This is a genomic window from Xanthomonas boreopolis (genome assembly GCF_046529185.1).
Lineage (GTDB): Bacteria > Pseudomonadota > Gammaproteobacteria > Xanthomonadales > Xanthomonadaceae > Pseudomonas_S > Pseudomonas_S boreopolis.
On sequence record NZ_CP097162.1, the window covers coordinates 4345821 to 4370623 of the forward strand.

Here is a 24803-nt window from a genome sequence, read left to right on the forward strand (position 1 = left end):
TCCTGCCCGCGCAGGGAGGGAACGGGCGATGACGGGCATCGGCACGATCCGGGCAACGGCCTCGCGCATCGGCCGGCATTGCGGCGGCGGATGGCTGCTCGCCGCGCTCTGGCTGCTGGCGCCGGCGCTGCACGCCGAGGACGGCTATGCGCTGTGGCTGCGCTACGTGCCGCCGGGCGACGCGCAGGCCGCCGTGCAGGTCACCGCGCTGGCGGCGCCGGCCGCCATGCCGACCCAGCAGGCCACGCGCGCGGAGCTGCTGCGCGGGCTGTCCGGCCTGCTCGGCGCGCGCCCGCCGTCGGTCGAGCGCCCCGATCGCGACGGCGCGCTCGTGGTCGGCACGCCGGCATCGTCGCCGCTGCTGGCCGCGCTCGGGCCGGAACTGGCCGGACTGGGCCGCGAAGGCTACCTGATCCGCCGCATGCGGCTCGGCGGCCATGCCGCCACGGTGATCGCCGCCAACGAGGACATCGGCGCGCTGTACGGCGCCTTCCATTTCCTGCGCCTGCTGCAGACCGGCCAGCCGCTCGCCGCGCTGGACGTGCGCGAGGCGCCGCGCGTCCGGCTGCGCGTGCTCGACCATTGGGACAACCTGGACCGCTACGTCGAACGCGGCTACGCCGGCGAGTCGATCTGGGACTGGCACAAGCTGCCGGACTGGCTGGACCCGCGCTATACCGACTACGCGCGCGCCAACGCCTCGATCGGCATCAACGGCGCGGTGCTCAACAACGTCAACGCCAGCGCGCAGAGCCTGGCCCCGATGTACCTGGACAAGGCCGCGGCGCTGGCCGGAGTGCTGCGGCCCTACGGCATCAAGGTCTACCTCAGCGCGCGCTTCTCCGCGCCGATCGAGATCGGCGGCCTGAAGAGCGCCGACCCGCTCGATCCTGCGGTGCGACGCTGGTGGCGCGACAAGGCCGACGAGATCTACCGGCGGATCCCGGACTTCGGCGGCTTCCTGGTCAAGGCCAACTCGGAAGGCCAGCCCGGCCCGCAGGACTACGGCCGCTCGCACGCCGACGGCGCCAACATGCTGGCCGACGCGCTCGCGCCGCACGGCGGCGTGGTGATGTGGCGCGCCTTCGTCTACTCGCACGAGCAGCCGGACGACCGCGCCAAGCAGGCCTACGACGAGTTCAAGCCGCTGGACGGCACGTTCCGCGACAACGTGCTGGTGCAGGTCAAGAACGGCGCGATCGACTTCCAGCCGCGCGAGCCGTTCCATCCGCTGTTCGGCGCGATGCCGAAGACGCCGCTGATGATGGAGTTCCAGATCACCAAGGAGTACCTCGGCTTCGCCACCCACCTGGCCTACCTGGCGCCGCTGTTCGCCGAGACGCTGCGATCGGACACCCACGCGCGCGGGCCGGGCTCGACGGTGGCGAAGGTGGTGGACGGCTCGCTGGAAGGCGACGCGCCTGGCAGGAGCCGGCTGACCGGCATCGCCGGCGTGGCCAACATCGGCAGCGACCGCAACTGGAGCGGCTCGCACTTCGACCAGGCCAACTGGTACGCGTTCGGCCGGATGGCATGGAACCCCGATGCCGATGCCCGCGCGATCGCCGAGGACTGGGTGCGGATGACGTTCTCCACCGACCCGGCCGTGGTCGCGCCGGTGGTGGCGATGATGATGGGCTCGCGCGAGGCGGTGGTGGACTACATGACCCCGCTCGGCCTGCACCACCTGATGGGCCGCGGCCACCACTACGGCCCGGCGCCGTGGGTCTCCGGCGGCCCGCGCGCGGACTGGACCTCGGTCTACTACCACCGCGCCGGCCGCGACGGCATCGGCTTCGACCGCAGCGCCAGCGGCAGCAACGCGGTAGCGCAGTACGCTCCGCCGGTGGCCGCGCGCTTCGGCGACGTGGCGACGGTGCCCGAGAACTTGTTGCTCTGGTTCCACCACGTGCCGTGGGACCACCGCATGGCTTCCGGCCGCACGCTGTGGGACGAGCTGGTCGCACGCTACGATCGCGGGGTCGACTACGTGGCCGCGATGCGCCGCACCTGGGACGGGCTGGCCGGACGCATCGATCCGGAACGGCATGCGCAGGTGGCGGCGTTCCTGGCCATCCAGGAGAAGGAAGCGCGCTGGTGGCGCGACGCCAGCATCGCCTACTTCCAGACCTTCTCGCAGCGGCCGCTGCCGGCGGGCGCCGCGCCGCCTGCGCATCCGCTCGATTACTACGAGTCGCTGCAGTTTCCTTTTGCCCCGGGGGACGGGAAATGAGTTTGGATCGGTTGGGGTTGAGCGCGATGCATGAAACCCGTCATTCCCGCGAACGCGGGAACCCATGGACGTTGGTCCGAACGATCACGGTCCGTGCGAAAGGCAAAAGTCCATGGATGATCAGCCCGAAGGGCTGCTGTAAAGCGCTTCCCGCGTTCGCGGGAATGGCGATGGAAGGGTTAATGACGACGGTGGGATTGCGGATAAGACACTGGGTCCCCGCTCTCGTGGCGGCGCCGGTCGGGTTGTTGGTCGCTTCGATCCTGGCGATACCCGTCGCGCAGGCGCAGGACGCCAAGGCGCCGCTGCTGCAGGCGCTGTTCCAGGACCATGCGGTGCTGCAGCGCGGGCAGCCGATCCCGGTCTGGGGCCAGGCCGGACCGGATGAGCAGGTGCGTGTGGAATTCGCCGGCAAGCACGTCACCGCACGTGCCGATCACGAGGGACACTGGCAGGCGCAGCTGCCGGCCGTGCAGGCAGGCGGGCCGTACACGCTGACCGCAAGCACGGCCACGGCCCGGCAGACCGCAACCGACGTGCTGGTCGGCGATGTCTGGCTGTGCTCGGGCCAGTCCAACATGGAGCTGCAGGTGCATCGCACGCTCAACTCCCGCGCCGAGATCGCCGGCGCCACCAACGACCGCATCCGCCTGCTGAAGGTGCCGCAGGCCGCGCGCCCCGCCCCGCAGGACGGCTTCGCCGCGCCGGTGCAGTGGCAACCGGCCACCTCGCAGTACGTCGGCGATTTCTCCGCGACCTGCTACTACTTCGCGCGCGAGCTGCAAAAGCAGGTGGACGTGCCGATGGGCCTGATCAACGCCTCGCTCGGCGGTTCGCGCATCGAGGCCTGGCTGAGCGATGGCGCGCTGCGCGGTGCCGGCGACTACGCCGATGCGCTCGACACGCTGGCGCTGTACGCGCGCGATCCGCAGGCCGCCTATGCGCGCTGGGGCGAACGCTGGGCGGCATGGTGGCGTTCGTTGCCGGGCGTGGCCGAGGGCGATGCGCCGTGGGATCCCGCGGCGACCACCACCGGCTGGCGCGCCGCGCCGAAGCAGCTCGGCAACTACCGGCAATGGGGCGTGCCGGAACTCGCCGGCTTCACCGGCATGCTCTGGTATCGCGCCAGCGTGCGCTTGAGCGCCGAACAGGCCGCGCAAGCCACGTCGCTGGCGCTGGGCGCCGACGAGATCGACCAGACCTGGGTCAACGGGCGCGGTGTCGGCAGCGACTACGGCGGCGGCGAGCGGAACTATCCACTGCCGCCCGGACTGCTGCATGCCGGCGACAACCTGGTCGTGGTCAACGTGCTCAACACCTATGCCGACGGCGGGCTGTCCGGGCCGGTCGCGCTGCACCTGCGCGACGGCGGCACGGTGCCGCTGGACGGCGCCTGGGAGTACCGCCAGGTGCCGGAACGGGCCGGCACGCCGCCGCTGGCGCCGTGGCTGTCCGCCTCCGGCAAGACCACGCTGTACAACGCCATGGTCGCCCCGCTGGGCCGCTACGCGCTGCGCGGCGCGCTGTGGTACCAGGGCGAATCCAACACCGGCGAGGCCGGCGCCTATCGCGGCCTGCTGCGCGCCTACCGCGCCGACCTGCGCCGGCAGTTCGGCGCCGGCCTGCCGCTGCTGGTGGTGCAGCTGCCGAACTTCGGCCCGCCGCCGACGCAACCGCAGGAAAGCGGCTGGGCCGAGCTGCGCCGGGCGCAGCGCGACGTGGCCGGCGAGGATGCGCGCAGCGGGCTGGCGGTGGCGATCGACCTCGGCGAGCGCGGCGACATCCACCCCGCCAACAAGCAGGACGTCGGCCGGCGCCTGGCGCGCACCGCGCGGCACGTGGTGTACGGCGAGGCGTTGCCGCCGTCCGGCCCGGTGCCGGCCTCGGTGCGGCACGAGGGCGACACGGTCGTGGTCGGCTTCGGCGACGTCGACGGCGCACTGGTCGCCTACGGCGCCGACGGCCCGGTCGGCTTCGAGCTGTGCGGCGCGCAGCCGGGCAGCTGCCGCTACGCCGGCGCGCGCATCCGCGGGCGCGAGGTGGTGCTGCAGGCGCCCAACGCGGCCGCCGCCACCCGCGTGCGCTACGGCTGGGCCGACAGCCCCGTCGTCACCCTCTACGACAGCGCCGGCCTGCCGGCCGGGCCGTTCGAAACCGCCATCCCCTGACATCCCACCCAAGATCCGCACGATGAACACGCAAGTCGTCACCGAAACCGCTACCCATGGCTCCAAGCGCGAGCGCGAGATCGTCGATGCCAAGGTCATCGTCACCTGCCCGGGCCGCAACTTCGTCACGCTGAAGATCGTCACGCGCTCGGGCGTGTACGGGCTGGGCGACGCCACGCTCAACGGACGCGAGCTGGCGGTGGCCGCCTACCTGCAGGAGCACGTGGTGCCGAACCTGATCGGCCGCGACGCCGGCCGGATCGAGGACATGTGGCAGTTCCTGCACCGCGGCGCGTACTGGCGGCGCGGCCCGGTGACGATGACCGCGATCGCCGCGGTCGACGTGGCGCTGTGGGACATCCTCGGCAAGATGGCGGGGCTGCCGCTGTACCAGCTGCTCGGCGGCCGCTCGCGCGAGGGCGCGCTGGTGTACGGCCACGCCAACGGCCGCGACATCGCCGAGGCGAGCGACGCCGTCGGGCGTTTCATCGAGCAGGGCTTCCTGGCGGTGCGCGCGCAGTGCGGCGTGCCGGGCGTGAAGAAGGCCTACGGGGTCTCCAGCGCGCGCGGCTACGAGCCGGCCGAGAGCGAGCTGCCGGCGGAGACGGTGTGGAACACGCCGCGCTACCTGGAGACCGCGCCCCGGCTGTTCGAGCAACTGCGCAAGGACCACGGCACCGGCGTCGAACTGCTGCACGACGTGCACCATCGCCTGACCCCGATCGAGGCCGCGCGGCTGGCGCGCGACCTGGAGCCGTACCGGCTGTTCTGGCTGGAGGATTCCACCCCGGCGGAAAACCAGAAGGCGTTCGAGCTGATCCGCCGGCACTCGGTCACCGCACTGGCGGTCGGCGAGGTGTTCAACTCGATCTGGGACTGCAAGTACCTGATCGAGAACCAGCTGATCGACTACGTCCGCACCACCATCGTGCACGGCGGCGGCATCACCCACGTGCGCCGGCTGGCCGACTTCGCCGCGCTGTACCAGGTGCGCACCGGCTTCCACGGCGCCACCGACCTGTCGCCGGTGACGATGGGCGCGGCGCTGCACTTCGACACCTGGGTGCCGAACTTCGGCATCCAGGAGTACATGTTCCATACCGACGAGACCGACGCGGTGTTCCCGCACGACTACGTGCTGCGCGCCGGCCGCCTGCACGTGGGCGACACGCCGGGCCATGGCGTGGACATCGACGAGAAGCTGGCCGCGAAGTATCCGTACGCCCCCAAGCAGCTGCCGATCGCGCGGCTGGAAGACGGCTCGATGTGGGATTGGTGAGGAGGGGTGATGAAGCGTCCGTACGCATTTTTCCCGTTGTTCCTGCGCAAGTGGACTGTTGGCCAGGAAGGTTCGTCGCTGTTGCTTGTGATCCTGCCGTTGCTTTCCGCCTTTGCTCCGTCGGGGCCCCTCCGTAGCGGCGGGGACGGCGGGAAAAACCCGAAGGGCGACGCCCATGGATGGGCGTCGTTTTTCGCCGGGGCAGGATGCCCCGTCGAAAAATCCCGCTGGCGCCGCGAACCCGCAGCGAAGCTGCGGGCGCGAAGGCGGGGTGTGCTTTCTTTTGGTTACTTTTCTTTGCACAAGCAAAGAAAAGTGACTCGCCGCAAGGCGAAAGCTCTTGCCGCTGCTCTCATAAAGACAAGAAGCCCAGGCATGACCGAGCCTCGCCCAGCACTGGGACATCGAGGGTGGGGGCTCCTGCTCGCCGCACTGACCGCTCCCGCCTTCGCGCAATCACCCGCGTATTTCGACTGGTTCGAATACACCGGCCGCGATGCCGCGTTCGAGGCCCCGCTGCCGACCGGCCACTACCGCAACCCGGTGCTGGCCGGGTTCCATCCCGACCCCAGCGTGGTCGCGGCGAACGGCAAGTTCTACCTGGTCAATTCCAGCTTCGCCTACTTCCCCGGCATCCCGGTGTTCGAGAGCGCCGACCTGGTGCACTGGCAGCAGGTCGGCAACGTCATCGACCGGCGCACCCAGCTGGACTTCGACGGGCTCGGCGTGTCGCGCGGCATCTTCGCGCCGGCGATCTCGTACCACGACGGCACCTTCTACGTGGTCACCACCGCGGTGGACAGCGGCGGCAACTTCATCGCCACCGCCACCGACCCGGCCGGGCCCTGGTCCGACCCGCACTGGCTGCCGGGCATCGGCGGCATCGACCCGTCGCTGTTCTTCGACGACGACGGCAAGGTCTACCTGGTCAACAACGACGCGCCCGAGGGCACGCCGCGCTACGACGGCCATCGCGCGATCTGGATGCAGCAGATCGACCTGGCGCGCTTCCAGCCCGTCGGCCCGCGCAAGGTGCTGGTCGATGGCGGCGTGGAGCCGGAGAAGAACCCGATCTGGATCGAAGGCCCGCACCTGTACAAGCGCGACGGCTGGTACTACCTGTCCGACGCCGAGGGCGGCACCGGGCCGAACCACTCGCAGGTGGTGCTGCGCAGCCGCGACGTGTGGGGGCCCTACGAGCCCTATGCGCACAACCCGATCCTGACCCAGCGCGACCTGCCGGCGGACCGCCCGCTGCCGGTCACCAACGCCGGCCACGCCGATCTCGTCGAGGGCCCGGACGGGCGCTGGTGGGCCGTGTTCCTGGCCAGCCGCAACTACGCCCGCGTCCACTACAACACCGGTCGCGAGACCTACCTGCTGCCGGTGGAATGGAAGGACGGTTGGCCGGTGATCCTCGAGCACGGCCGCGCCATCCCCTACGTCGCGCCCGGCCCCGCCTATCTGCAGGCCGGCCTCGACCAGGCCCCGAACACCGGCAACTTCACCTGGCGCGACGAGTTCGATGCGGCCAAGCCCGGGCGCGAATGGCTGTACGTGCGCGTTCCCAAGCGGGATTGGGCCGACCTGCGCGCGCGCCCGGGCCAGCTGACGATCCATCCGCTCGCCGAAGGCCTGGATACGCTGCGCAACCCCTCGTTCCTGGCGCGCCGCCAGCAACACCTGGCGTTCGATGCCAGCACTGCGCTGGAGCTGCCGGCGGCCGGCACCGCTGCCGGGTTGGCCGCGTTCCAGAACGAGCGCTACTGGTATTTCCTCGGCGTGCGCCGCGATGGCGAGCGCATGCAGCTGTTCCTGGAGAAGCGCGCCGGCGAGGCGGCCGCCCGCGTGGTGGCATCGCGCACGTTGCCGGCATCGGCGGCGTTGAAGCTGAAGATCTCCGGCGACGGAGGCGATTACGGTTTCGCCTTCGACGCCGGCGAGGGCTGGCAATGGCTGGCGCAACGCCAGGACGGCACCGTGCTCAGCACCGAGGTCGCCGGCGGCTTCGTCGGCGCGATGGTGGGGCCCTACGCCAGGGATGAAAGCCCCTGACCATATCCGGACCCCGGGGCTTCGCCCGTACCCTCCTCCGGCGCTGCGCGCCGCCTTCTCCCGTAGGGAGGAGGGCATGTCGCTCCGATCTGATATCCATGACGTCACAAACAAGGAAAGACCGATGACCACCCACCGCACGCGACGCACCAGGCTCGGACAATGCTGTGCCCTCGCCCTGCTGGCCCTGCTTCCGCTGGGACCGGCGGTGGCGGACGAGGCCGCGCCCTGGCTCGATACCCAGCGCAGCTTCGAGGACCGCGCCGCGGCGCTGGTCTCGCGCATGACGCTGGAGGAAAAAGCCGCGCAGATGCAGAACGCCGCGCCGGCGATCGAGCGCCTGGGCGTGCCGGCCTACGACTGGTGGAACGAGGCGCTGCACGGCGTCGCCCGCGCCGGCGGCGCGACCGTGTTCCCGCAGGCGATCGGCATGGCCGCGACCTTCGACGTGCCGCTGATCGGCCAGGTGGCCGACGCGATCAGCGACGAGGCGCGCGCCAAGCACGCGCGCTTCGCCGCCGAGGGCAAGCGCGGCCGCTACCAGGGCCTGACCTTCTGGTCGCCCAACATCAACATCTTCCGCGACCCGCGCTGGGGCCGCGGCCAGGAGACCTACGGCGAGGATCCGTATCTCACCTCGCAGCTGGGCGTGGCGTTCGTGCGCGGCCTGCAGGGCGATGACCCCGCCGTGGATCCGCATGCGGATCCCCGCACCCGCCAGAAATTCCGCAAGCTCGACGCCACCGCCAAGCACTTCGCCGTGCACAGCGGCCCGGAGGCCGACCGCCACCACTTCGACGTGCGCCCGTCCAGGCGCGACCTCTACGACACCTACCTGCCCGCGTTCGAGGCGCTGGTGAAGGACGGCGACGTCGATGCGGTGATGGGCGCCTACAACCGCGTCTACGGCGAGTCCGCCAGCGCCAGCAAGTTCCTGCTGCGCGACGTGCTGCGCGATCGCTGGGGCTTCAAGGGCTACGTCGTCTCCGACTGCTGGGCGATCGTGGACATCTGGAAGAACCACAAGATCGTCGCCACGCCCGAGGAGGCCGCCGCGCTGGCGGTGAAGAACGGCACCCAGCTCGACTGCGGCAACACCTACGCGCCGTCGATCCCGGTGGCCGTGCGCAAGGGCCTGCTCGACGAGGCCGAGGTCGACAAGGCGGTGACGCAGCTGTTCGCCGCGCGCATGCGCCTGGGCATGTTCGACCCGCTGCGGGACGTGCGCTGGACGCGGATCCCGTATTCGGTGAACCAGTCGCCTCGGCACGACGCGCTGGCGCGCAAGGTCGCGCAGGAATCGATCGTGCTGCTGAAGAACGACGGCGTGCTGCCGCTGTCGCGCACCACCCAGCGCATCGCCGTGGTCGGGCCCACCGCCGACGACACCATGGCGCTGCTGGGCAACTACTTCGGCACCCCGGCCGCGCCGGTGACGATCCTGCAGGGCATCCGCGAGGCGGCGCCGCAGGCGCAGGTGCTGTACGCGCGCGGCACCGACCTGGTCGAGGGCCGCGACGACCCGGCCGCCACGCCGCTGATCGAGCCGCAGTACCTGCGGCCCGCGGCGGGTTCGAGCGAGCGCGGCCTGCGCGGCGAGTACTTCCGCAACCGCGACCTGTCCGGCACCCCGGCGCTGGTGCGTGTCGATCCGCAGATCGCGTTCCGCTGGGACCGCGGCTCGCCGACCGACACGCTGATGGCGCGCGGCGAGGCCAGCGAGGAGCAGGCGCTGCCCAGCGACGGCTTCAGCATCCGCTGGAGCGGCCAGCTGCTGCCGCCGGTAACCGGCGACTACCGGCTCGAGGCCGCCGCCAACGACGGCTTCCGCCTGTACCTGGACGGCAAGCTCCTGCTGGACCACTGGAGCGACAACGAACGCCTGCGCGCCGACAGCGTGCAGGTCGCGCTGCAGGCCGGGCGCAGCTACGAGATCAAGCTGGAGTACTACGAAGGCGAGCGCGACGCCGGCGTGCGCCTGGCCTGGGACCTGCCCGGCGCCAAGCCGCCGTTCGAGGAAGCGGTGGAGGCGGCGCGCAAGTCCGACGTGGTGGTCTTCGTCGGCGGCCTCACCGGCGACGTCGAGGGCGAGGAGATGACGGTCAACTATCCCGGCTTCGCCGGCGGCGACCGCACCGACATCCGCCTGCCCGCCACCCAGCAGAAACTGCTGGAAGCGGTGCACGCCACCGGCAAGCCGGTAGTGCTGGTGCTGACCACCGGTTCGGCGCTGGGCGTGGACTGGGCCAAGGCCAACCTGCCGGGCATCCTGGTGGCCTGGTACCCCGGCCAGCGCGGCGGCAGCGCGGTCGCCGACGTGCTGTTCGGCGACGCCAACCCGTCCGGGCGGTTGCCGGTGACCTTCTACAAGGCCGACGAGAAGCTGCCGGCGTTCGACGACTATGCGATGGCCAATCGCACCTACCGTTACTTCGGCGGCGAACCGCTGTATCCGTTCGGCCATGGGCTGTCGTACACCACGTTCGGCTACGCCGGACTGAAGCTGGACCGCACAAGCGTGGCGAAGGACGGCACCGTGAAGGCCAGCGTCGAAGTGCGCAACACCGGCACGCGCGCCGGCGACGAGGTGGTGCAGCTGTACCTGCGCCCGCAATCGCCCGCGCCCGGGCAGGCCTTGAAGAACCTGCGCGGCATCCAGCGCGTGCATCTGCAACCGGGCGAGGCCAGGCAGGTCGTCTTCGAACTGAGCCCCGCGAAGGACCTGCGCCGCTACGACGAGAAGGCGGGCGCCTACGTGGTCGAGCCCGGCCGCTACGAAGTCCAGATCGGTGCGTCCAGCGCGGATATCCGTGCGAGCAAGACCTTCGACATACAGAACGACTGACCACGTTCCCTTCTCCCGCAAGCGGGAGAAGGTGCCCCGAAGGAGCGGATGAAGGCACCGCGCCGCCCTCACCCCAACCCCTCTCCCGCAAGCGGGAGAGGGGCATTCTTCCTCCGCGAATTGTCCGTATCCGCGATGACCGACCTGCCCCGTCTCTCCGATGCCACGCTCGCGGCGTTGCCGCCGGACATCGCCGCGCCCGTCTACGACCGCGCGCGAACCCGCATCGGCATCGTCCACTTCGGCCCCGGCGCGTTCCATCGCGCGCACCAGGCCGCGTACATCGACGCGCTGCTGGCCGACGAGCCCGACTGGGCGATCAGCGCGGTCTCGCTGCACAGCACCGAGGTGCGCGATGCGTTGCGTCCGCAGGACGGCCTCTATGCCTTGGCGCTGCTCGGCGAACGCACGCGGCTGCGCGTGGTCGGCGCGATCCGCGAAGTGCTGTGCGCGCGCGACGAACAGGCCGCGGTGTTGGCGCGGCTGGCCGATCCCGGCGTGCGCCTGGTCACGCTGACCATTACCGAGAAGGGCTACTGCCTGGCCGGCGACGGCCTGGATTTCGCCCACCCCGACATCGTCCACGATCTCGCCGCCCCGGATGCGCCACGCAGCGCCATCGGCCATCTCGTCGCCGGCCTGCGCGCGCGCCGGCGGCTGGGCCTCAAACCCTATACCGTGCTCAGCTGCGACAACCTGCCCGACAACGGCGGCAAGCTGCGTCGCGCCACGCTGCAGTACGCGCAACGCATCGACCCGGCGCTGGCGGCCTGGATCGAGGCCGAGGCCACGTTCCCGCGTTCGATGGTGGACAGCATCACCCCGGCCAGCGACGACGCCCTGCGCGAGCGGGTATCGGCGCAGCTCGGCATGCGCGATGCCTGGCCGGTCCAGCGCGAGACCTACACGCAATGGGTGGTCGAGGACGCGTTCTGCAACGGCCGCCCGGCACTGGAACGCGCCGGCGTGGTCCTGAGCGGCGACATCGCCGGCTACGACCGCGCCAAGCTGCGCCTGCTCAACGGCCCGCACTCGACGCTGGCCTACCTCGGCTCGCTGCTCGGGCTGGAAACCGTCGCCGACGCGATGCGCCACCCTCAGCTGTCCGCCTTCGTCGAAACGCTGATGCGCGAGGACATCGCGCCCACGCTGCCGGCGATGCCGGGCTTCGACCCACAGGCGTATGCCGGTGCCATCCTCGACCGCTTTCGCAACCCGGCGATCCGCCACCTGCTCTCGCAGATCGCCTGGGACGGCTCGCAGAAGCTGCCGGTACGGATCCTCGCCACCCTCCGCGACGCCCTGGCGATCGGCCATCGCATCGATCGACTGTGCCTGCCGGTCGCCGCATGGATGCAGTTCGTGCGACGGCAGGTGCACAACGGCGTGGCGCTGGTCGACCCGCTTGCCGAGGCCCTGGGCCGGATCGCACGAAGCGCCACCGGCGATGCCGCGCACGACGTCGAGGCGTTCATGGCCTTGGATGCGGTGTTCGGACCGGTATCGGGCGATGCGCGCTTCGTCGATGCCCTGCAGGTCGCGTATGCCGCGCTGGTGGAGCCGATGGCCATCGCACGGCATATCGACGTTCGATCCGGAGAATGAGGCCAGCGATCAAGGGATTCTCCGTAGCCCTGTAGGAGGACTTCAGTCCCGACGGGCTTTCCCGATCATGCCCAGCGAAAGAAACAACGACGATGCAAAGCAGGCCAAAGCCTTCGACCATCGCCGCTTGGTCCTTCAACAGCATCCGCAAGGTCCGTCGGGACTGAAGTCCCTCCCACAAGGAACAACGACAGCGCAGAACAGGCCCAAGCCTTCATCGCTGCCATTACGTGATCCTTCCGCAGCATCGGCAAGGCCTCGCCAGGACTGAAGTCCCTCCCACAACGGACCGGCATCGCGCAATGCGCGCTTCGCAGACGCTCTGCCAGTCGCATCTGCGGCATTGGCGGATGCAGCGATCATCGCCGGGACACATCGGCGGCATTCCCTCCGCAAGGAGACAAGAACGGCCCCCAGGTACTCCTGTGGGAGGGACTTCAGTCCCGAAGGGCCTTCCCGGCCATGCCCAACGAACAAGGCGACGGCACGCAAGCCGCTGACCGCACGCGAAGGCTCACGCCGCATCCGCAGCGAGCGGCCGCAGGTCCGGACCGGGCCGCTTCGCGCTCGGGAAGCACATCGCGATCGCCGCCGCGGCCAGGCCCAGCGCCATCGAGCCGATGTACATCCACGCATAGCTGCCGTAGCGGTCGTACAGCCAGCCGCCGATCAGCGGACCCAGCGCCATGCCGAAGCTGGAGAGCAGCGTCGCCGCGCCGAGCACCGAACCCAGGATGCGCGGATCGAACGCATCGCGCGCCAGCGAGGCATACAGCGGCATGGTGCCGCCGTAGGCCATGCCGAACACGATCGCTACCGCATAGAAGCCTTCGAGCTGGTTCACGCCCAGGTACGCCACCGCGCCGATCCCCTGCAGGATCAACCCGGACACCAGCACCGGCTTGGCGCCGAAGCGGTCCGCGAGCAGGCCGAACAGCAGCCGGCCGCCCAGCCCGGCCGCGCCTTCCATGCTGTAGATGGTGACCGCCGCGGTCAGCGCCAGCCCGCAGCCGAGCGCATAGCTGACGGTGTGGAAGATCGGCCCCGAGTGCGCCGCGCAGCAGGCGAAGAACGCGCCGGCCAGCACCAGGAACGGCCTCGAGCGCAGCGCCCGCCCGAGCGGCGGCTTGCCGGCCGCGCTCGCTTCGCCCGGCATCGGCGCCGATGCCGGCGCCGTGCGCACGAACCAGACCGCCGGCAGCGTCAGCGCCCACGCCACGCCGCCGACGATCAGCAGCGTGGTGCGCCAGTCGTAGTGGCCGACCAGCCACGCCACCAGCGGCGACATCGTCATCGGCGCCACGCCGACGCCGGCCGACACCAGCGAGATCGCCAGGTTGCGGCGCCGTTCGAACGACGCCGCGGTAGCCGCGATCACCGGCGTGAAGAAGCTGGAGACCGCGATGCCCATCAGCACCCCGTAGCTCAACTGGAACATCAGCAGGCTGGTCGCCCGGCTGGCCAGCACGCAGGCCAGCCCGAGCAGCAGCGCACCCGCCAGCACCACCGGCCGCGGCCCGAACCGGTCGCTCAACATCCCCCAGCCGAACCCGCCCGCGCCCATGCTCAGGAAGGCCAGCGTCATGGCGCCCGACAAGGCGCTGCGCGACCAGCCGGTGGCCGCGCTCATCGGTCCCAGCAATACCGCCAGCGAGAACACCACGCCGACGGCCACGCAGCCCATCAGCGCGCCTGCGGCCACCAGCGGCCAGTTGCGGTCCAGCTCGGGGGAAGGGGAAACGGCGGTGCGGCTCATGGACGGACTCCCAGGGTTCTTATCCCTCCGACGAACGAGGGCGCCGGAAATCGACAATGCCCTCGTCCGGCGACCGGGCGCCCCCGCCCGCTCAGGCCCGCGCGCCGGCGCGGCGACGCCCGCGCCACCTCGCGGCGTACGGCAGCGCGAACAGGCACAGGCCGCTGAACATCAGCAGGAACAGCGGCGGCAGCGGCGCGTAGACCACCCAGGCGGGCGGCTTGCCCAGGGCCACCGCCGCGAAGTTGGCGGCCACCGTCGCCGTGAAGAGCAGGCCGAGCCAGCGGTGCAGCGGCCGGAGCCAAGCGTTCCGGTGCATCGGGATGCCCTCCGCCGCTCAGCCTTCGCCGGGACGCGACTGGACCAGCTTCCAGCCGTTCCCGGACGGATCGCGGAAGCTGGCATCGACGCTGCCGTAGCGCTCGAGCGGTTCCTGGGTGAATTCCACGCCCTGCGCATGCATCCGCGCATGCGCGGCGCGGCAGTCGTCCACCAGCAGCACCAGCGGCGGCATGGCGCCCTTGGCGACGATCTCGTGCAGCGCCTGCGCGGTGGCCGCGTCGTGCACCGGCGGCCCCGGCAGGAACAGGCCGAGCTGGAAACCCGGCTGCTCCGGATGCTGCACCGTCAACCGGCGGTAGTCGCCGTTGCGCGCATCGGTATGGACCCGGAACCCGAGCTTGTCGACGTAGAACCGCAGCGCTTCGTCCTGGTCGCGGACGTACAACCCGACCACCCCGACGCCCTGGCTCATGCAACCTCCGTATGTTTGGACGCGGGGATGCTATCGGCCACCTCGCGCCGCCGCTTCTCCGAAACTGCGGTGATGAGCGCCGGCCGGTGCGCGGCGGCGAGATAGCAGGCCGGCACCTGCGCCAGCGCCGCCGTCGCGGCCTGCTCGCGCGCGCGGCGTGCGCCCGGGCTTTCGCCGGTGACGTCGCGGAAGGTGCGGCCGAACGTGCCCAGGCTCTTCCAGCCGGTCCGGAACGCGATCTCGGTGACCGGCAGGTCGGTATCGCGCAGCAGCGCCGCGGCCCGCTCGATCCGGCGCGTGAGCAGGTAGCGGTGCGGCGGCACGCCGAAGGCATCCTTGAACGAACGCGCGAAGTGCGCCCCGGACACCCCGCTCACCCGCGCCAGCCGCCGCACCGGCCAGTCCTCGTGCGAGGCCGCGTCCATGCGGTCCTTCGCCCGCAGCAGGCGGCGCAGCAGGCGCGGGTCCTGGCCCGTGCCCAGCGCGCGCGGTTCGCTTGCGGGTGCCGCCCCCGCGGGGAGCCGGCCGGAGTTCTTCGCCATGGGCGTAGTTTGCCGCCATCGCGCGCGACGACGCGCGTGCGGCGGCCGAATCCGCCGCGACCGCTGCTCCGGCCGGCCCGGCCTGGCGGCCTCAGGCCGCCTCGGCCGCCCAGGCGAGCGCGTCGGCGCCGGCCGGCAGGCGCATCGGCGCGGCCGGGTCGGTCACCGCGCGCCACACCGCCTCGGCCACGTCGCGGGCCTCGGTGATCGGCCCGCCGGCCTGGACCCCGGCGACGAAGCGCTCCATGAACCCGGCATAGGCGTCGTGGTCGAAACCGGCCATATGCGGCCGCGCGTTCTCGCCGAAGCGCGTGCCCGGCGCCCGGCCCGGCAGCACCAGCCGCACCCGCACGCCGAACTGCGCCATCTCCTCCGCCAGCGATTCGCTGAAGGCGTTCACCGCCGCCTTGCTGGCCCGGTACGCGGCCAGCAGCGGCAGCGACTTCAGCGTCACGCTCGAGGTGACGTTGACGATCGCCCCGCTGCGGCGCTGCCGGAACTGCGGCAGCAAGGCCTGGCTCAACGCCATCGTGCCGAAGGCGTTGGTCTCGAACAGCGTGCGCACCGTGTCCATCGGCATGCACTCGAACGGCGCCGCCGCGCCGAGGCCGGCGTTGTTGACCAGCGCATCGACCGTCCCCGCCTCCGCTACCGCGCGCTCGATGCTGCGCGGATCGGCGACGTCGAGCGCGAGCACCCGCAGGCGCTCGGACGGCGGCAGCAGGTCCTCGCGCGGCGTGCGCATCGTGGCCACCACCTGCCAGCCGCGGTCGAGGAACAGGCGGGCGGTCTCCAGGCCGAAGCCGGAGGAACAGCCGGTGATCAGGACGGTTTGCATGGGGGACTCCTTACGTGAGGTGGACAAGCGAGAGGAGCCACGATAGGCCGCTTCGCCCGTACTCACTACAATCCAAAGTCCATATTCCTTTCGCAGGAGTCCGGCATGGCCGACCCGCTCGCCGAAGTGGTCACCCTGCTGCAACCCAGCGCCCGCTTCTCCAAGTCCGTCGCCGGCAGCGGCCCCTGGGCGATCCGCCGCTCCGATGCCGGCCAGCCGTTCTACTGCGCGGTGCTCGAAGGCGGCTGCCACCTGGCGGTGGACGGCCAGCCGCCGTTCGCGCTTCGGGCGGGCGACTTCGTCCTCGTCCCGGCGGCCTACGGCGTGGCGATGACCAGCCTGCAACCGCCTCCGCCCGGCACCGAGACGCAGCCGCAAGCGCAGGGCGCCGGCCGCTACCGCATCGGCCATGGCGAAGGCCCGGTCGACCTGCGCATGCTGGTCGGCCATTGCCACTTCGGCTCGCCCGACGCCGCCCTGCTGGTCTCGCTGCTGCCGCAGGTGGTGCACGTGCGCGACGAGCGTCGCCTGGCCACCCTGGTGGAACTGGTCGGCGACGAATCGCACGAACAGCGCCCGGCGCGCGAGGTGGTGCTGGCGCACCTGCTGGAGGTGCTGCTGATCGAAGCGCTGCGCTCCGGCGCCGGCACCGCCGCCTCGCCGGGCCTGGTGCGCGCCCTGGCCGATCCCCGCCTCGCCGCCGCGCTGCGCGCGATGCACGCGCGCCCCGCGCACCCATGGACCGTGGCCGAGCTGGCGAAGGGATGACGTAACGTTTCTTGCGCACATTTGACGAAGGCGGTGGCCCACGATGACGTTTGGGACTGCGACGTTCCAACCACCAACGAGGACCACCACCATGAACGAGTCTACGCCCGGACTGGGCAAGGTGATCAAGATCGACGAGGCCCGGATCCAGGACCACCTCGGACAGGTCGTGCGCAGTACGATCGAGGAGACGTTGAACGGGCTGCTGGATGCGGAGGCCGACCGGGTGTGCGGCGCCGGGCGATACGAGCGCAGCCAGGAGCGGCGGGACACCCGGGCCGGTCACTACGAGCGGACGCTGCACACCCGGGCCGGGGAAGTGCGGTTGAAGGTGCCGAAGCTGCGCAAGCTGCCGCTGGAGACGGCGATCATCGAACGCTACCGGCGGCGGGAGGCGTCGGTGGAGGAGTCGCTGATGGAGATGTATCTGGCCGGGGTGTCGGTGCGGCGGGTGGAGGACATCACCGAGGCACTGTGGGGCACGAAGGTCAGCGCCGGGGCGGTGAGCCGACTGAACCAGAAGGTCTACGCACGGATCGAAGCTTGGCGCAACGAGCCGATCAGCGGCCACTACCCATACGTGTACCTGGATGGGATCGTGCTCAAGCGCACGTGGGCGGGCGAGGTGCGCAACGTCTCGGTGCTGGTGGCGATCGGGGTGGATGCCGAGGGCTACCGCAAGGTGCTGGGCGTGGCCGAGGGAGCCAAGGAGGACAAGTCGGGCTGGAGCGGCTTCCTGGCCTATCTGAAGGGCCGCGGGCTGGCCACGCCGGCGCTGTTCGTCTCCGACGCCTGTGCCGGACTGGTGGAGAGCCTGGGCGAACACTACCCCGAGGCCCGCTGGCAGCGCTGCGTGGTGCACTTCTACCGCAACGTGTTCAGCGTGGTGCCCAGCGGCAAGGTGCGCGAGGTGGCAGCCATGCTCAAGGCGATCCACGCGGCCGAGGATATCGAGGCGGCGCAGCTCAAGGCCGATCAGGTCGTGGCCAAGTTGCGGCAGATGAAGCTGGGGGCGGCGGCGGACAAGGTCGAGGCCCACATCGCCGAGACGTTCGCCTACTACGCCTTCCCGGAGACGCACTGGCGACGGATCCGGACCAACAATCCACTGGAGCGGATGATGCGCGAGATCCGGCGACGCACCCGCGTGGTCGGTGCGTTCCCGGACGGACATGCCGCCCTGATGCTGGCCGCGGCCCGCCTGCGCTATCTGGCCGGCACGCACTGGGGCGTCAAGCGCTATCTGTGCATGGAGGAATTGAACAAGCGCCAAGGCCTCGCGACCGTCGCAGCGTGAGGGGGCGGGGCCACCGCCAAGCCAAAGTGCGAAAAAATCGTTGCGCTACCGGCGAAGGAAGCCGCGCTGTCGCGCTCGGCGTTCTTCGAACGCTTCCAGCGCGCCGTGGGCCTGGCGCCGATGGAATATCTGCTGGCCTGGCGCATGGCCCTGGCCAAGGACCTGCTGCGCCGCGGCGGCACCCGCATGGCCGAGATCGCCGAACGCGCCGGCTATCGCACCGCCAGCGCCTTCAGCGTGGCGTTCTCGCGGCACGTGGGGATGACGCCTACGCGGTATGCGAAGGGAGGCGGGGAAGCTGGAGTTCGGGTACCGCCGGAGGCGATCGGGTAGCTATTTGTGGCTGTCTGCTTTCGGCCAGGGGCTGCCATCATGACGATCGCTGCCTAGCCAGCTTAGTGGGCCGGATGTTGGCGAGTTACAGCGCAAGAGGCACTATCGGCCGCACACATCACGCCATCGATCCAAGGGATATATCGCGATATACGGACGTTATAGACCATCTGGCCATAGAAGCCAGCCTCCAAGGCATGTTCTGGAACCGCTGTAATCCATGATCCCAGCCCTACCAGGTGCCAAGCGCCCTGACTTTGCACAACGAGCGGGCCACCACTGTCGCCGCTTCCCAGTACACCCTCAAGCGGTAGTCCTTGTGCAGGGGGATCGAACCGATACCAAAGATAGCGCTCGTTGGCTCCAGTGATGGCGTTGTAGGCGCGTCGCAGCGCGCCACGATGCGGGGAATTCGCAATCTGACCATCGATGCCGTTACCAGTTGCGCCCTTCCCTACCAACATGGCGACTTTGGTGACTTCATCGCCGCCTCGATAGAGAGCCACCGGCGCAACTTTTTCCACTGGATACTTCAACTCGATCAGCGCGATGTCGTCCGAGCCCGCCAGAAAAGCGTGAATTCTTGAGGGATCGCCTGACTTCATGGCCTCCTGTCCCAACGCATCTGGCATGCGCTTGTAACCAGGATGAATGAACACCCGAGCAACTTTGTATGCACTTCCGTTGATGTTTACCTCGGCTCCCATGTCTTCCATGGGAGCGGCATGTGCGGCGGTGACCACCCACTTCGGCGCGATAAGAACGCCATGTCCTTCGCCTGGCATATCCGCGAGCGCGCCAAACTCTGATCCATCAATCCGATATTCTGAATCGTCAATGTCATCACGAATGACGACGCCGTTCGCTGCGAATGGCAGGATAAGAGAAGCGGCCAGAATCCAACGTTTCATGTCTCCGTGCCTCCTTTTGAGCATTGATCTAATGTCCACCCGCAATGCGTTTGCGAGGCCCGCCGCAAGATAGCCGATCAGGCTCGAAGCAAGATCGGAAATCCGACAAACCAAGGCGGGAAGCGACGAAAGCCCAGAAACGGCACCTGAGACAGGGGTAGCCGCCAGTTAGCGTTCCAGCGCGCGGGACGACCGTTCAAGCGATCTTGGCGAGATACCCCAGCAGCGCTTGCGGCATTTGCCCGGCCGCTTCGCGCGGGGGCGCGTCCTGGCGCAGGTCCACGTACATGTCCGTCGCCGCCATGTAGGCGTTGCGCACCGATGCCGCATCGAGGGCCGCCACCGTTTCCGCCAGCCTTCCGGCGTGGAGCGCATCGAGCGATTCGATCCGGCGCACGCCGCGCTGCGGGCGCCCCGCGCGCCGGTGCAGCAGCGGTCCCAGGACCTGTTCGCGGAAGAACGCGAGCATCCCGAGGGCCTCGTACAGTTCGCCGCGGGCCAGCTTGGCCGCTCCGTAGTGCAGCCATATCCACGCCCGCTGCTCGAACCAGTCCGGCGAGGCGTTGGGCCACGCGATCGAGGCCGCGTCGAGCCGGGCCTCGATCCAGGCCGGATCGCGCGCGAACAATACCGCCGGGCGCTCCACGCGCCGGTCCAGGTCCGACGCGGTGACGAATTTCAGGTCCACGTGGATCAGCGGCGGGCCGTAAAGGCAGATCAGGAGCCTGGGCTCCCCGACGTGCTCGCCGGTGAACGCCGCGAGCAACCCGCCCACCTTCTCGGCGAACCGGCGCCGCGACGCCATGACGTCCTCGTACTTGTCCTCTTCGACCAGGACCACGAAATCCAGGTCCGAATGCTCGTCGAAGCCGCCGTGGACGTACGAACCGCCGGCCAACAATGCGGCCAGCCTGTCGTCGCGCTCCACTTCGCGGCGGACCCTCTCCACGAACTCCGCGTGCAACTCGGGCAATGTGCTGGGCATAGCGATTCTCCAAGCCAGCAGGCCAGACTAATCCGGTGCAGGCCAGGCGCACAAGCGCGCTCCCGGCCAGCGGGCCGCCGTCGAACAAGGATGCGAACCGCGTCATGCGGTCCGCATCCGGGCTGGCGGCTACTCCGTTGCCGAGAACGCCGCGTGGTACGACACCTCGCCGCGCGGGATGCCGTGCCCGAGCGGCAATGCCTGGAAATACCGCGCCGGTACGCCGGGCAGCGAAAGGTCCGGCCAGGTCTTGAAACCGAAGCGCGCGTAGTAACCAGGATCCCCGAGCACCACGCAGCCTCGGCTCTTCAGCCGTCTCAGCCGGTCGAGCGCGGCGCAGACCAAGGCCGAACCTACGCCTTGCCTTTGCCAGCGCGGGTGCACCGATAGTGGTCCGAGGCCATGCCAGTCCGTCTCCCCCGTCGAGAGGCCCACGGGAGAGATTGCGACATGACCGATCAGCTCAGGGCCATGGGTTGCGACGAGCGAAACCGTCAGCCGGTCCGCACGCCTCAGCGCGGCGACGATGAACTGCTCGGTGCCGCTCGAATGCGTCGCTTGCATGAAGGCCAGCCGCGTCAGGATGCCGATGGCATCGGCATCCTTTGCCGCCTCGTCGCGGATGCTCACGCCAGGATTCGAGCCAAGGTGCGGCTGTGTGGTGGTGTCATGATTCGATGTCATGGAAAGGACTCTCGATAGTGGCCACGGCGACAGCGCGGATCGCGTACGACCATCGCGCCGGCGCGATGGCGATGGTCAACGGTTGTCGAGTTGCGGCCGGACCGCTCTCAGGCCCGCCGCATTGATGCGGTAGGGCTTGCTCGATACCGAGCTTATGAGGCGCTTGGACTTGAGTTTCTTGAAGACGGCAAGCGTGCAGTCCGCGAGGACGTACCCGTCGATGGTGCGGCATTCGACCGCGACGACGCGCCCCGCCTCGTCTCGATGGTGGGCAATGGCGCCGCCCTTGGCGAGCACGTGCAGTGTCCGCTGCTCCGATCTGGAGATATTCATTGGGTGCTGGACTCATCCGAATAGGCAAAAACGGACGGACACGTCGTGCCCGCCCACGGATTCGCTTATCGATAACCGGCCGACCGGAACGGTCGGCATACGGTTATCGGATGGTCACAAGCTCCAACATACGCGCTCTTCCGGACGGCCTCGGGCCGTCGACCAGGAAAACGGATTGGGCCACACCGGACGGCGGCCGGTCAACGGCATGGCGCGTGCCATGAGGCCGCGCGATGCAGGAGTGACACAGGCTACCGCCGATAACGGCCCCCGATCCATCGCTCGCGATGGCGACCCTCGCGGAAGGCCTACGCGCCGCTCACGCCGGCACGTAGGCCACCCAGCCCTTGAAGGTGAAGCCGGCGTAGAACAGTTCCACGTCGCGAAAACCCGCCTGCTGCAGCAGCGCGACCTCCTGCTCGGGCGACAGCAGCGGCAGGCGCGCGCCCATGGCCTCGATCGCCGCGCTGGCGTTGGAGGCGGGGATGCCGGAGGCGACCGCGAAGGCTGCATAGCGTTCCAGCCAGCGCGTCTTGTCCGGACCGGACTGGGGGAAGCTGTGGTGCGCGACGACCAGCGGTGCGCCGGGCTTGAGCCGTCGTTTCAACTCGACGAGCGTGTGCAACCGCTGCTCCGCCGGCAGGAAGTGCAGGGTCAGCAGGCAGGTCGCGCCGTCGAACAGGTCGTGCGGGGCATCGTCGATATGGCCTTCGAGCAGTTCCGCATGCCCGGCGAGCGGGCCCAGTGTGGCCCGTGCCAGTTGCAGCATCTCCGCGGACGGGTCCACGCCCAGCAGGCGCCAGCCCGGCCGCGCCTGCGCAAAGGCCTTCAGTTCCAGCCCGCCTCCGGCGCCGAGCACCAGGACGTGGCCGTCGTCGGGTACGCGCTCGGCCAGCAGCAGGGTCGTCATCCGGTGCAGGGCATCCAGCCCCGGCACCTGGCGGGTGGGGCCCTCGGCATAGCGGGCGACGGCGTCGGGATCGGAGAACGAGAACAAGGCGGGCTCCAGCGGCGATGCGATGCCGTCCATGCTATCGCGTCGCCGGCATGTACCGGTCTACAGATCAGTCGGTGCCGAACCCCAGGCCGGTGGCGAGTACCCGCACGCGGGCGAGGAACGCGCCGGAGGTCATGTAGAGCGAATGGCCGTCGTCGCCGAAGGCGCAGTTGGAGATCGCGCCGCCGGTCTCGATGCGGCCGAGGCGCTTGCCGTCCGGGCCGAACACGATCACGCCGCCGGGACCGGTGGCGAACAGGCGGCCGTCGCTCGCCACGGCCATGCCGTCGGGCAACCCGGGCACGTCCTTGCCGGCCAGGTCCGTGGCGTCGGCGAACACGCGCCTGGAGACGACTTCGCCCTTGGCATCGAGCGTGTAGGCCATCCAGATCGGGCGTGCCGGATCGGAGTTGGAGACGTACAGGGTGCGTTCGTCGGGCGAGAGCGCGATGCCGTTCGGGTAGGTCAGGCTGTCGTCCAGCAGATGCACGCTGCCGTCGTCGTCGAGGCGGTAGACGCCGTTGAACGGCAGTTGCTTGGCCTTGGATTCGTTCCCGTCCTTCAGGCCATAGGGCGGATCGGTGAAGAACGCCACGCCGTCGAGGCGGCGGACCACGTCGTTGGGGCTGTTGAAGCGCTTGCCCTGGAACCGGCTCGCCAGCACCGTCTTGCGCTTGGTGGCCGGATCGAGGCGGGCGAGGCTGCGGCTGCCGGAGTCGGCCAGCAGCACGCCGCCGTCGGGCTCGGGATACAGGCCGTTGGCGCCGGGCTCGCGCAGGGTGTCCAGCTCGGGACCGGTGTAGCCGGACGGCGACAGGAACACCGACAGGCCGTCGCGCTGCGACCAGCGGTAGAGCTTGTTTTCGGGCACGTCGGTGAACAACAGGTAGCCGCCCTTGCGGACCCAGGCCGGGCCTTCGGACCAGGTGAAGCCTTCGGCCAGCTTCTCGATGCGCGCATCGGGCGCGACCGCATCGCGGAAGGCAGGATCGAACGTGGTCAGGCGGCCGAGCGCGGCGGCAGGCGCCGCCGGCGTGTCGGCCTGCGCGCAGGCGGCCAGCGCCAGGAAGGAAACGGCCAGCAGGAGGCGGGGCAACGTACGCATCGTCGGGGTCCGTGGTTGCGAGAGGGCAATGATGCCATCCGGTGGGTGGGCTGAGCCTCTGTTCGCGATGTGGGTGGGTGCTGCAGGAGAAGCCTGCCCACCCTCGCCTGCTTTGCGCGCGCTCCCTCTCCCGCCTGCGGGAGAGGAACCGGGGCGTGCTATCGGCCTCCGCCCTGCGGCACGGCGAGCACGGCTTCCAGCGCGGGCTTGGGTTGGCGTTGCCGGTCGAACAGCAGCGGATAGTTGGTGCGGCCCGGCACCGGATAGTCGTTCTTCCACGACATGCCGTCGTGCACGCCCCAGACGCTGACGCGCGCGATCGCGTCGCGCTTGCGATGGAACAGCGCGAACAGCTCGGCGTAGCGCCGCGCCAGCTGCCGCTGCACGTCGTCGGGCAGGCCGCGCGGCCATGGATCGAGATAGCGCTTGAACTCCGGCAGCTGGAACTGCGGGTGTTCCATCACCGTGCCGACGACCTGGCCCTCGCGGGTCAGCGGCAGCACGTCGATGTCCAGCTCGGTGATCATCACCTTGACGCCCAGCGCGGCGTAGGCGTCGATGGCGGCCTCGATGTCCTGCAGGCTCGGGTAGTCCAGGCCCCAATGGCCCTGCATGCCGATGCCGTCGATGCGGATGCCGGCGGCCTGCAGCATCTTCACCATGCGCACGATGCCGTCGCGCTTGGCCGGGCGCCAGGCGTTGAAGTCGTTGTAGTAGAGCTCGGTACCGGGCGCGGCGCGCGCGGCGGCCTCGAAGGCGGTGCGCACCACGGTGTCGCCGTCGCCCACGCTGCGGGTCCAGACGGTGTCGCGGTACTTGCCGTCCTCGTCCATGATCTCGTTCACCACGTCCCACGCATCGACCCGCCCGGCATAGCGGCCGGCGACCTTGGCGATGTAGTCGCGCATGCGCTGCAGCTGCGCCTGCGGCGTGTTGGGTCTTCCCGCGGCATCCCGGAAGAACCAGTCCGGGGTCTGGTTGTGCCAGACCAGCGTGTGGCCGACCACGAACATGCCCTGGCGCTTGCCGTAGTCGACGAACGCGTCGGCCGCGGCGAAGTCGTAGACGTCGGGGCGCGGATGGATCACCTCGACCTTCATCACGTTCTCGGCGGTGATCGCGTTGAAGTGGCGCGATACCAGCGCGGCGCTCGCCGCGTCCTCGCCGGAGACGATCTGCGCGTTGACGGCGGTGCCGACCAGGAAATCGTCGGCATAGGCCTGCTTGAGCGAACCGGCATCCGCGGCTCGCGCGCCGGCCGAGGCGATCAACAGGACCATCGATGCGATTACGTGTTTCATTCGGTTCTCCTTGT

Annotated in this window: 19 protein-coding genes and 2 pseudogenes; 9 read left to right on the forward strand and 12 right to left on the reverse strand. The window is 69.8% G+C overall.

The window, feature by feature from the left end; genetic code table 11:
* The first annotated feature begins 28 nt into the window (after positions 1-28).
* The 6 genes from M3M27_RS19430 (at position 29) to M3M27_RS19455 (ending at position 12185) form a co-directional block, all read left to right on the forward strand.
* On the forward strand, positions 29-2233 hold the full coding sequence (locus M3M27_RS19430; protein ID WP_434026685.1) for an alpha-glucuronidase family glycosyl hydrolase: 2205 nt from the start codon (positions 29-31) through the stop codon (positions 2231-2233).
* 248 nt (positions 2234-2481) lie between these two features.
* Positions 2482-4401 (forward strand): sialate O-acetylesterase, encoded by a 1920-nt coding sequence (locus tag M3M27_RS19435; protein WP_434028053.1) that lies wholly within the window; start codon positions 2482-2484, stop codon positions 4399-4401.
* A gap of 22 nt (positions 4402-4423) precedes the next feature.
* A complete protein-coding gene (gene manD / locus M3M27_RS19440; protein ID WP_434026686.1) occupies positions 4424-5680 on the forward strand; it encodes a D-mannonate dehydratase ManD in 1257 nt (418 codons plus the stop codon).
* Between the two features lie 375 nt (positions 5681-6055).
* Positions 6056-7735, forward strand: coding sequence for a glycoside hydrolase family 43 protein (locus M3M27_RS19445; protein ID WP_434026687.1), 1680 nt, complete (start codon positions 6056-6058; stop codon positions 7733-7735).
* Between the two features lie 124 nt (positions 7736-7859).
* Positions 7860-10580, forward strand: coding sequence for a glycoside hydrolase family 3 C-terminal domain-containing protein (locus M3M27_RS19450; RefSeq protein WP_434026689.1), 2721 nt, complete (start codon positions 7860-7862; stop codon positions 10578-10580).
* Between the two features lie 135 nt (positions 10581-10715).
* On the forward strand, positions 10716-12185 hold the full coding sequence (locus M3M27_RS19455; protein ID WP_434026691.1) for a mannitol dehydrogenase family protein: 1470 nt from the start codon (positions 10716-10718) through the stop codon (positions 12183-12185).
* 514 nt (positions 12186-12699) lie between these two features.
* Here the strand turns inward: M3M27_RS19455 and M3M27_RS19460 are convergent.
* The 5 genes from M3M27_RS19460 to M3M27_RS19480 all read right to left on the reverse strand — a co-directional run bounded on the left by M3M27_RS19460 (position 12700) and on the right by M3M27_RS19480 (position 16075).
* Positions 12700-13941: an MFS transporter gene (locus M3M27_RS19460; RefSeq protein ID WP_434026692.1), complete on the reverse strand. Its 1242-nt coding sequence runs from the start codon at positions 13939-13941 to the stop codon at positions 12700-12702.
* A 91-nt stretch (positions 13942-14032) separates the two neighbouring features.
* The gene (locus tag M3M27_RS19465) at positions 14033-14260 is read right to left on the reverse strand and encodes a hypothetical protein (RefSeq protein WP_434026693.1); all 228 of its coding nucleotides are present in this window, start codon (positions 14258-14260) and stop codon (positions 14033-14035) included.
* Positions 14261-14278: 18 nt separating this feature from the next.
* A complete protein-coding gene (locus M3M27_RS19470) occupies positions 14279-14695 on the reverse strand; it encodes a VOC family protein (protein WP_434026694.1) in 417 nt (138 codons plus the stop codon).
* The gene (locus M3M27_RS19475; protein WP_434028054.1) at positions 14692-15120 is read right to left on the reverse strand and encodes a helix-turn-helix transcriptional regulator; all 429 of its coding nucleotides are present in this window, start codon (positions 15118-15120) and stop codon (positions 14692-14694) included. Before M3M27_RS19475 ends, M3M27_RS19470 begins: the two co-directional genes overlap by 4 nt.
* A gap of 208 nt (positions 15121-15328) precedes the next feature.
* A complete protein-coding gene (locus M3M27_RS19480) occupies positions 15329-16075 on the reverse strand; it encodes an SDR family oxidoreductase (RefSeq protein ID WP_434026695.1) in 747 nt (248 codons plus the stop codon).
* Between the two features lie 105 nt (positions 16076-16180).
* On the opposite strand from M3M27_RS19480, the pseudogene M3M27_RS19485 reads away from it, so the two are divergent.
* The 3 genes and pseudogenes from M3M27_RS19485 to M3M27_RS19495 form a co-directional block, all read left to right on the forward strand.
* A pseudogene (locus tag M3M27_RS19485) lies at positions 16181-16837 on the forward strand (cupin domain-containing protein); the annotation flags it as partial.
* Between the two features lie 97 nt (positions 16838-16934).
* A complete protein-coding gene (locus M3M27_RS19490; RefSeq protein ID WP_434026462.1) occupies positions 16935-18140 on the forward strand; it encodes an IS256 family transposase in 1206 nt (401 codons plus the stop codon).
* A gap of 51 nt (positions 18141-18191) precedes the next feature.
* Positions 18192-18473, forward strand: a pseudogene (locus M3M27_RS19495) (helix-turn-helix transcriptional regulator); the annotation flags it as partial.
* Between the two features lie 62 nt (positions 18474-18535).
* On the opposite strand, the gene M3M27_RS19500 reads toward M3M27_RS19495, so the two are convergent.
* The 7 genes from M3M27_RS19500 to M3M27_RS19530 form a co-directional block, all read right to left on the reverse strand.
* Positions 18536-19384, reverse strand: coding sequence for a S1 family peptidase (locus tag M3M27_RS19500; RefSeq protein WP_434026696.1), 849 nt, complete (start codon positions 19382-19384; stop codon positions 18536-18538).
* Between the two features lie 196 nt (positions 19385-19580).
* Positions 19581-20369: a nucleotidyltransferase domain-containing protein gene (locus M3M27_RS19505; protein ID WP_434026697.1), complete on the reverse strand. Its 789-nt coding sequence runs from the start codon at positions 20367-20369 to the stop codon at positions 19581-19583.
* A gap of 129 nt (positions 20370-20498) precedes the next feature.
* Positions 20499-20999: a GNAT family N-acetyltransferase gene (locus M3M27_RS19510; protein ID WP_434026698.1), complete on the reverse strand. Its 501-nt coding sequence runs from the start codon at positions 20997-20999 to the stop codon at positions 20499-20501.
* Between the two features lie 129 nt (positions 21000-21128).
* Positions 21129-21386, reverse strand: a complete 258-nt coding sequence (locus M3M27_RS19515) for a YjhX family toxin (protein ID WP_140727968.1) — start codon at positions 21384-21386, stop codon at positions 21129-21131.
* Between the two features lie 319 nt (positions 21387-21705).
* Positions 21706-22383 carry a class I SAM-dependent methyltransferase gene (locus tag M3M27_RS19520; RefSeq protein ID WP_434028055.1) on the reverse strand — a complete coding sequence of 226 codons (678 nt, stop codon included), beginning with the start codon at positions 22381-22383 and terminating at the stop codon, positions 21706-21708.
* 67 nt (positions 22384-22450) lie between these two features.
* Positions 22451-23488 carry an SMP-30/gluconolactonase/LRE family protein gene (locus tag M3M27_RS19525; protein ID WP_434026699.1) on the reverse strand — a complete coding sequence of 346 codons (1038 nt, stop codon included), beginning with the start codon at positions 23486-23488 and terminating at the stop codon, positions 22451-22453.
* Between the two features lie 158 nt (positions 23489-23646).
* Positions 23647-24768, reverse strand: a complete 1122-nt coding sequence (locus tag M3M27_RS19530) for an endo-1,4-beta-xylanase (RefSeq protein WP_434028056.1) — start codon at positions 24766-24768, stop codon at positions 23647-23649.
* Between the last annotated feature and the right edge of the window lie 35 nt (positions 24769-24803).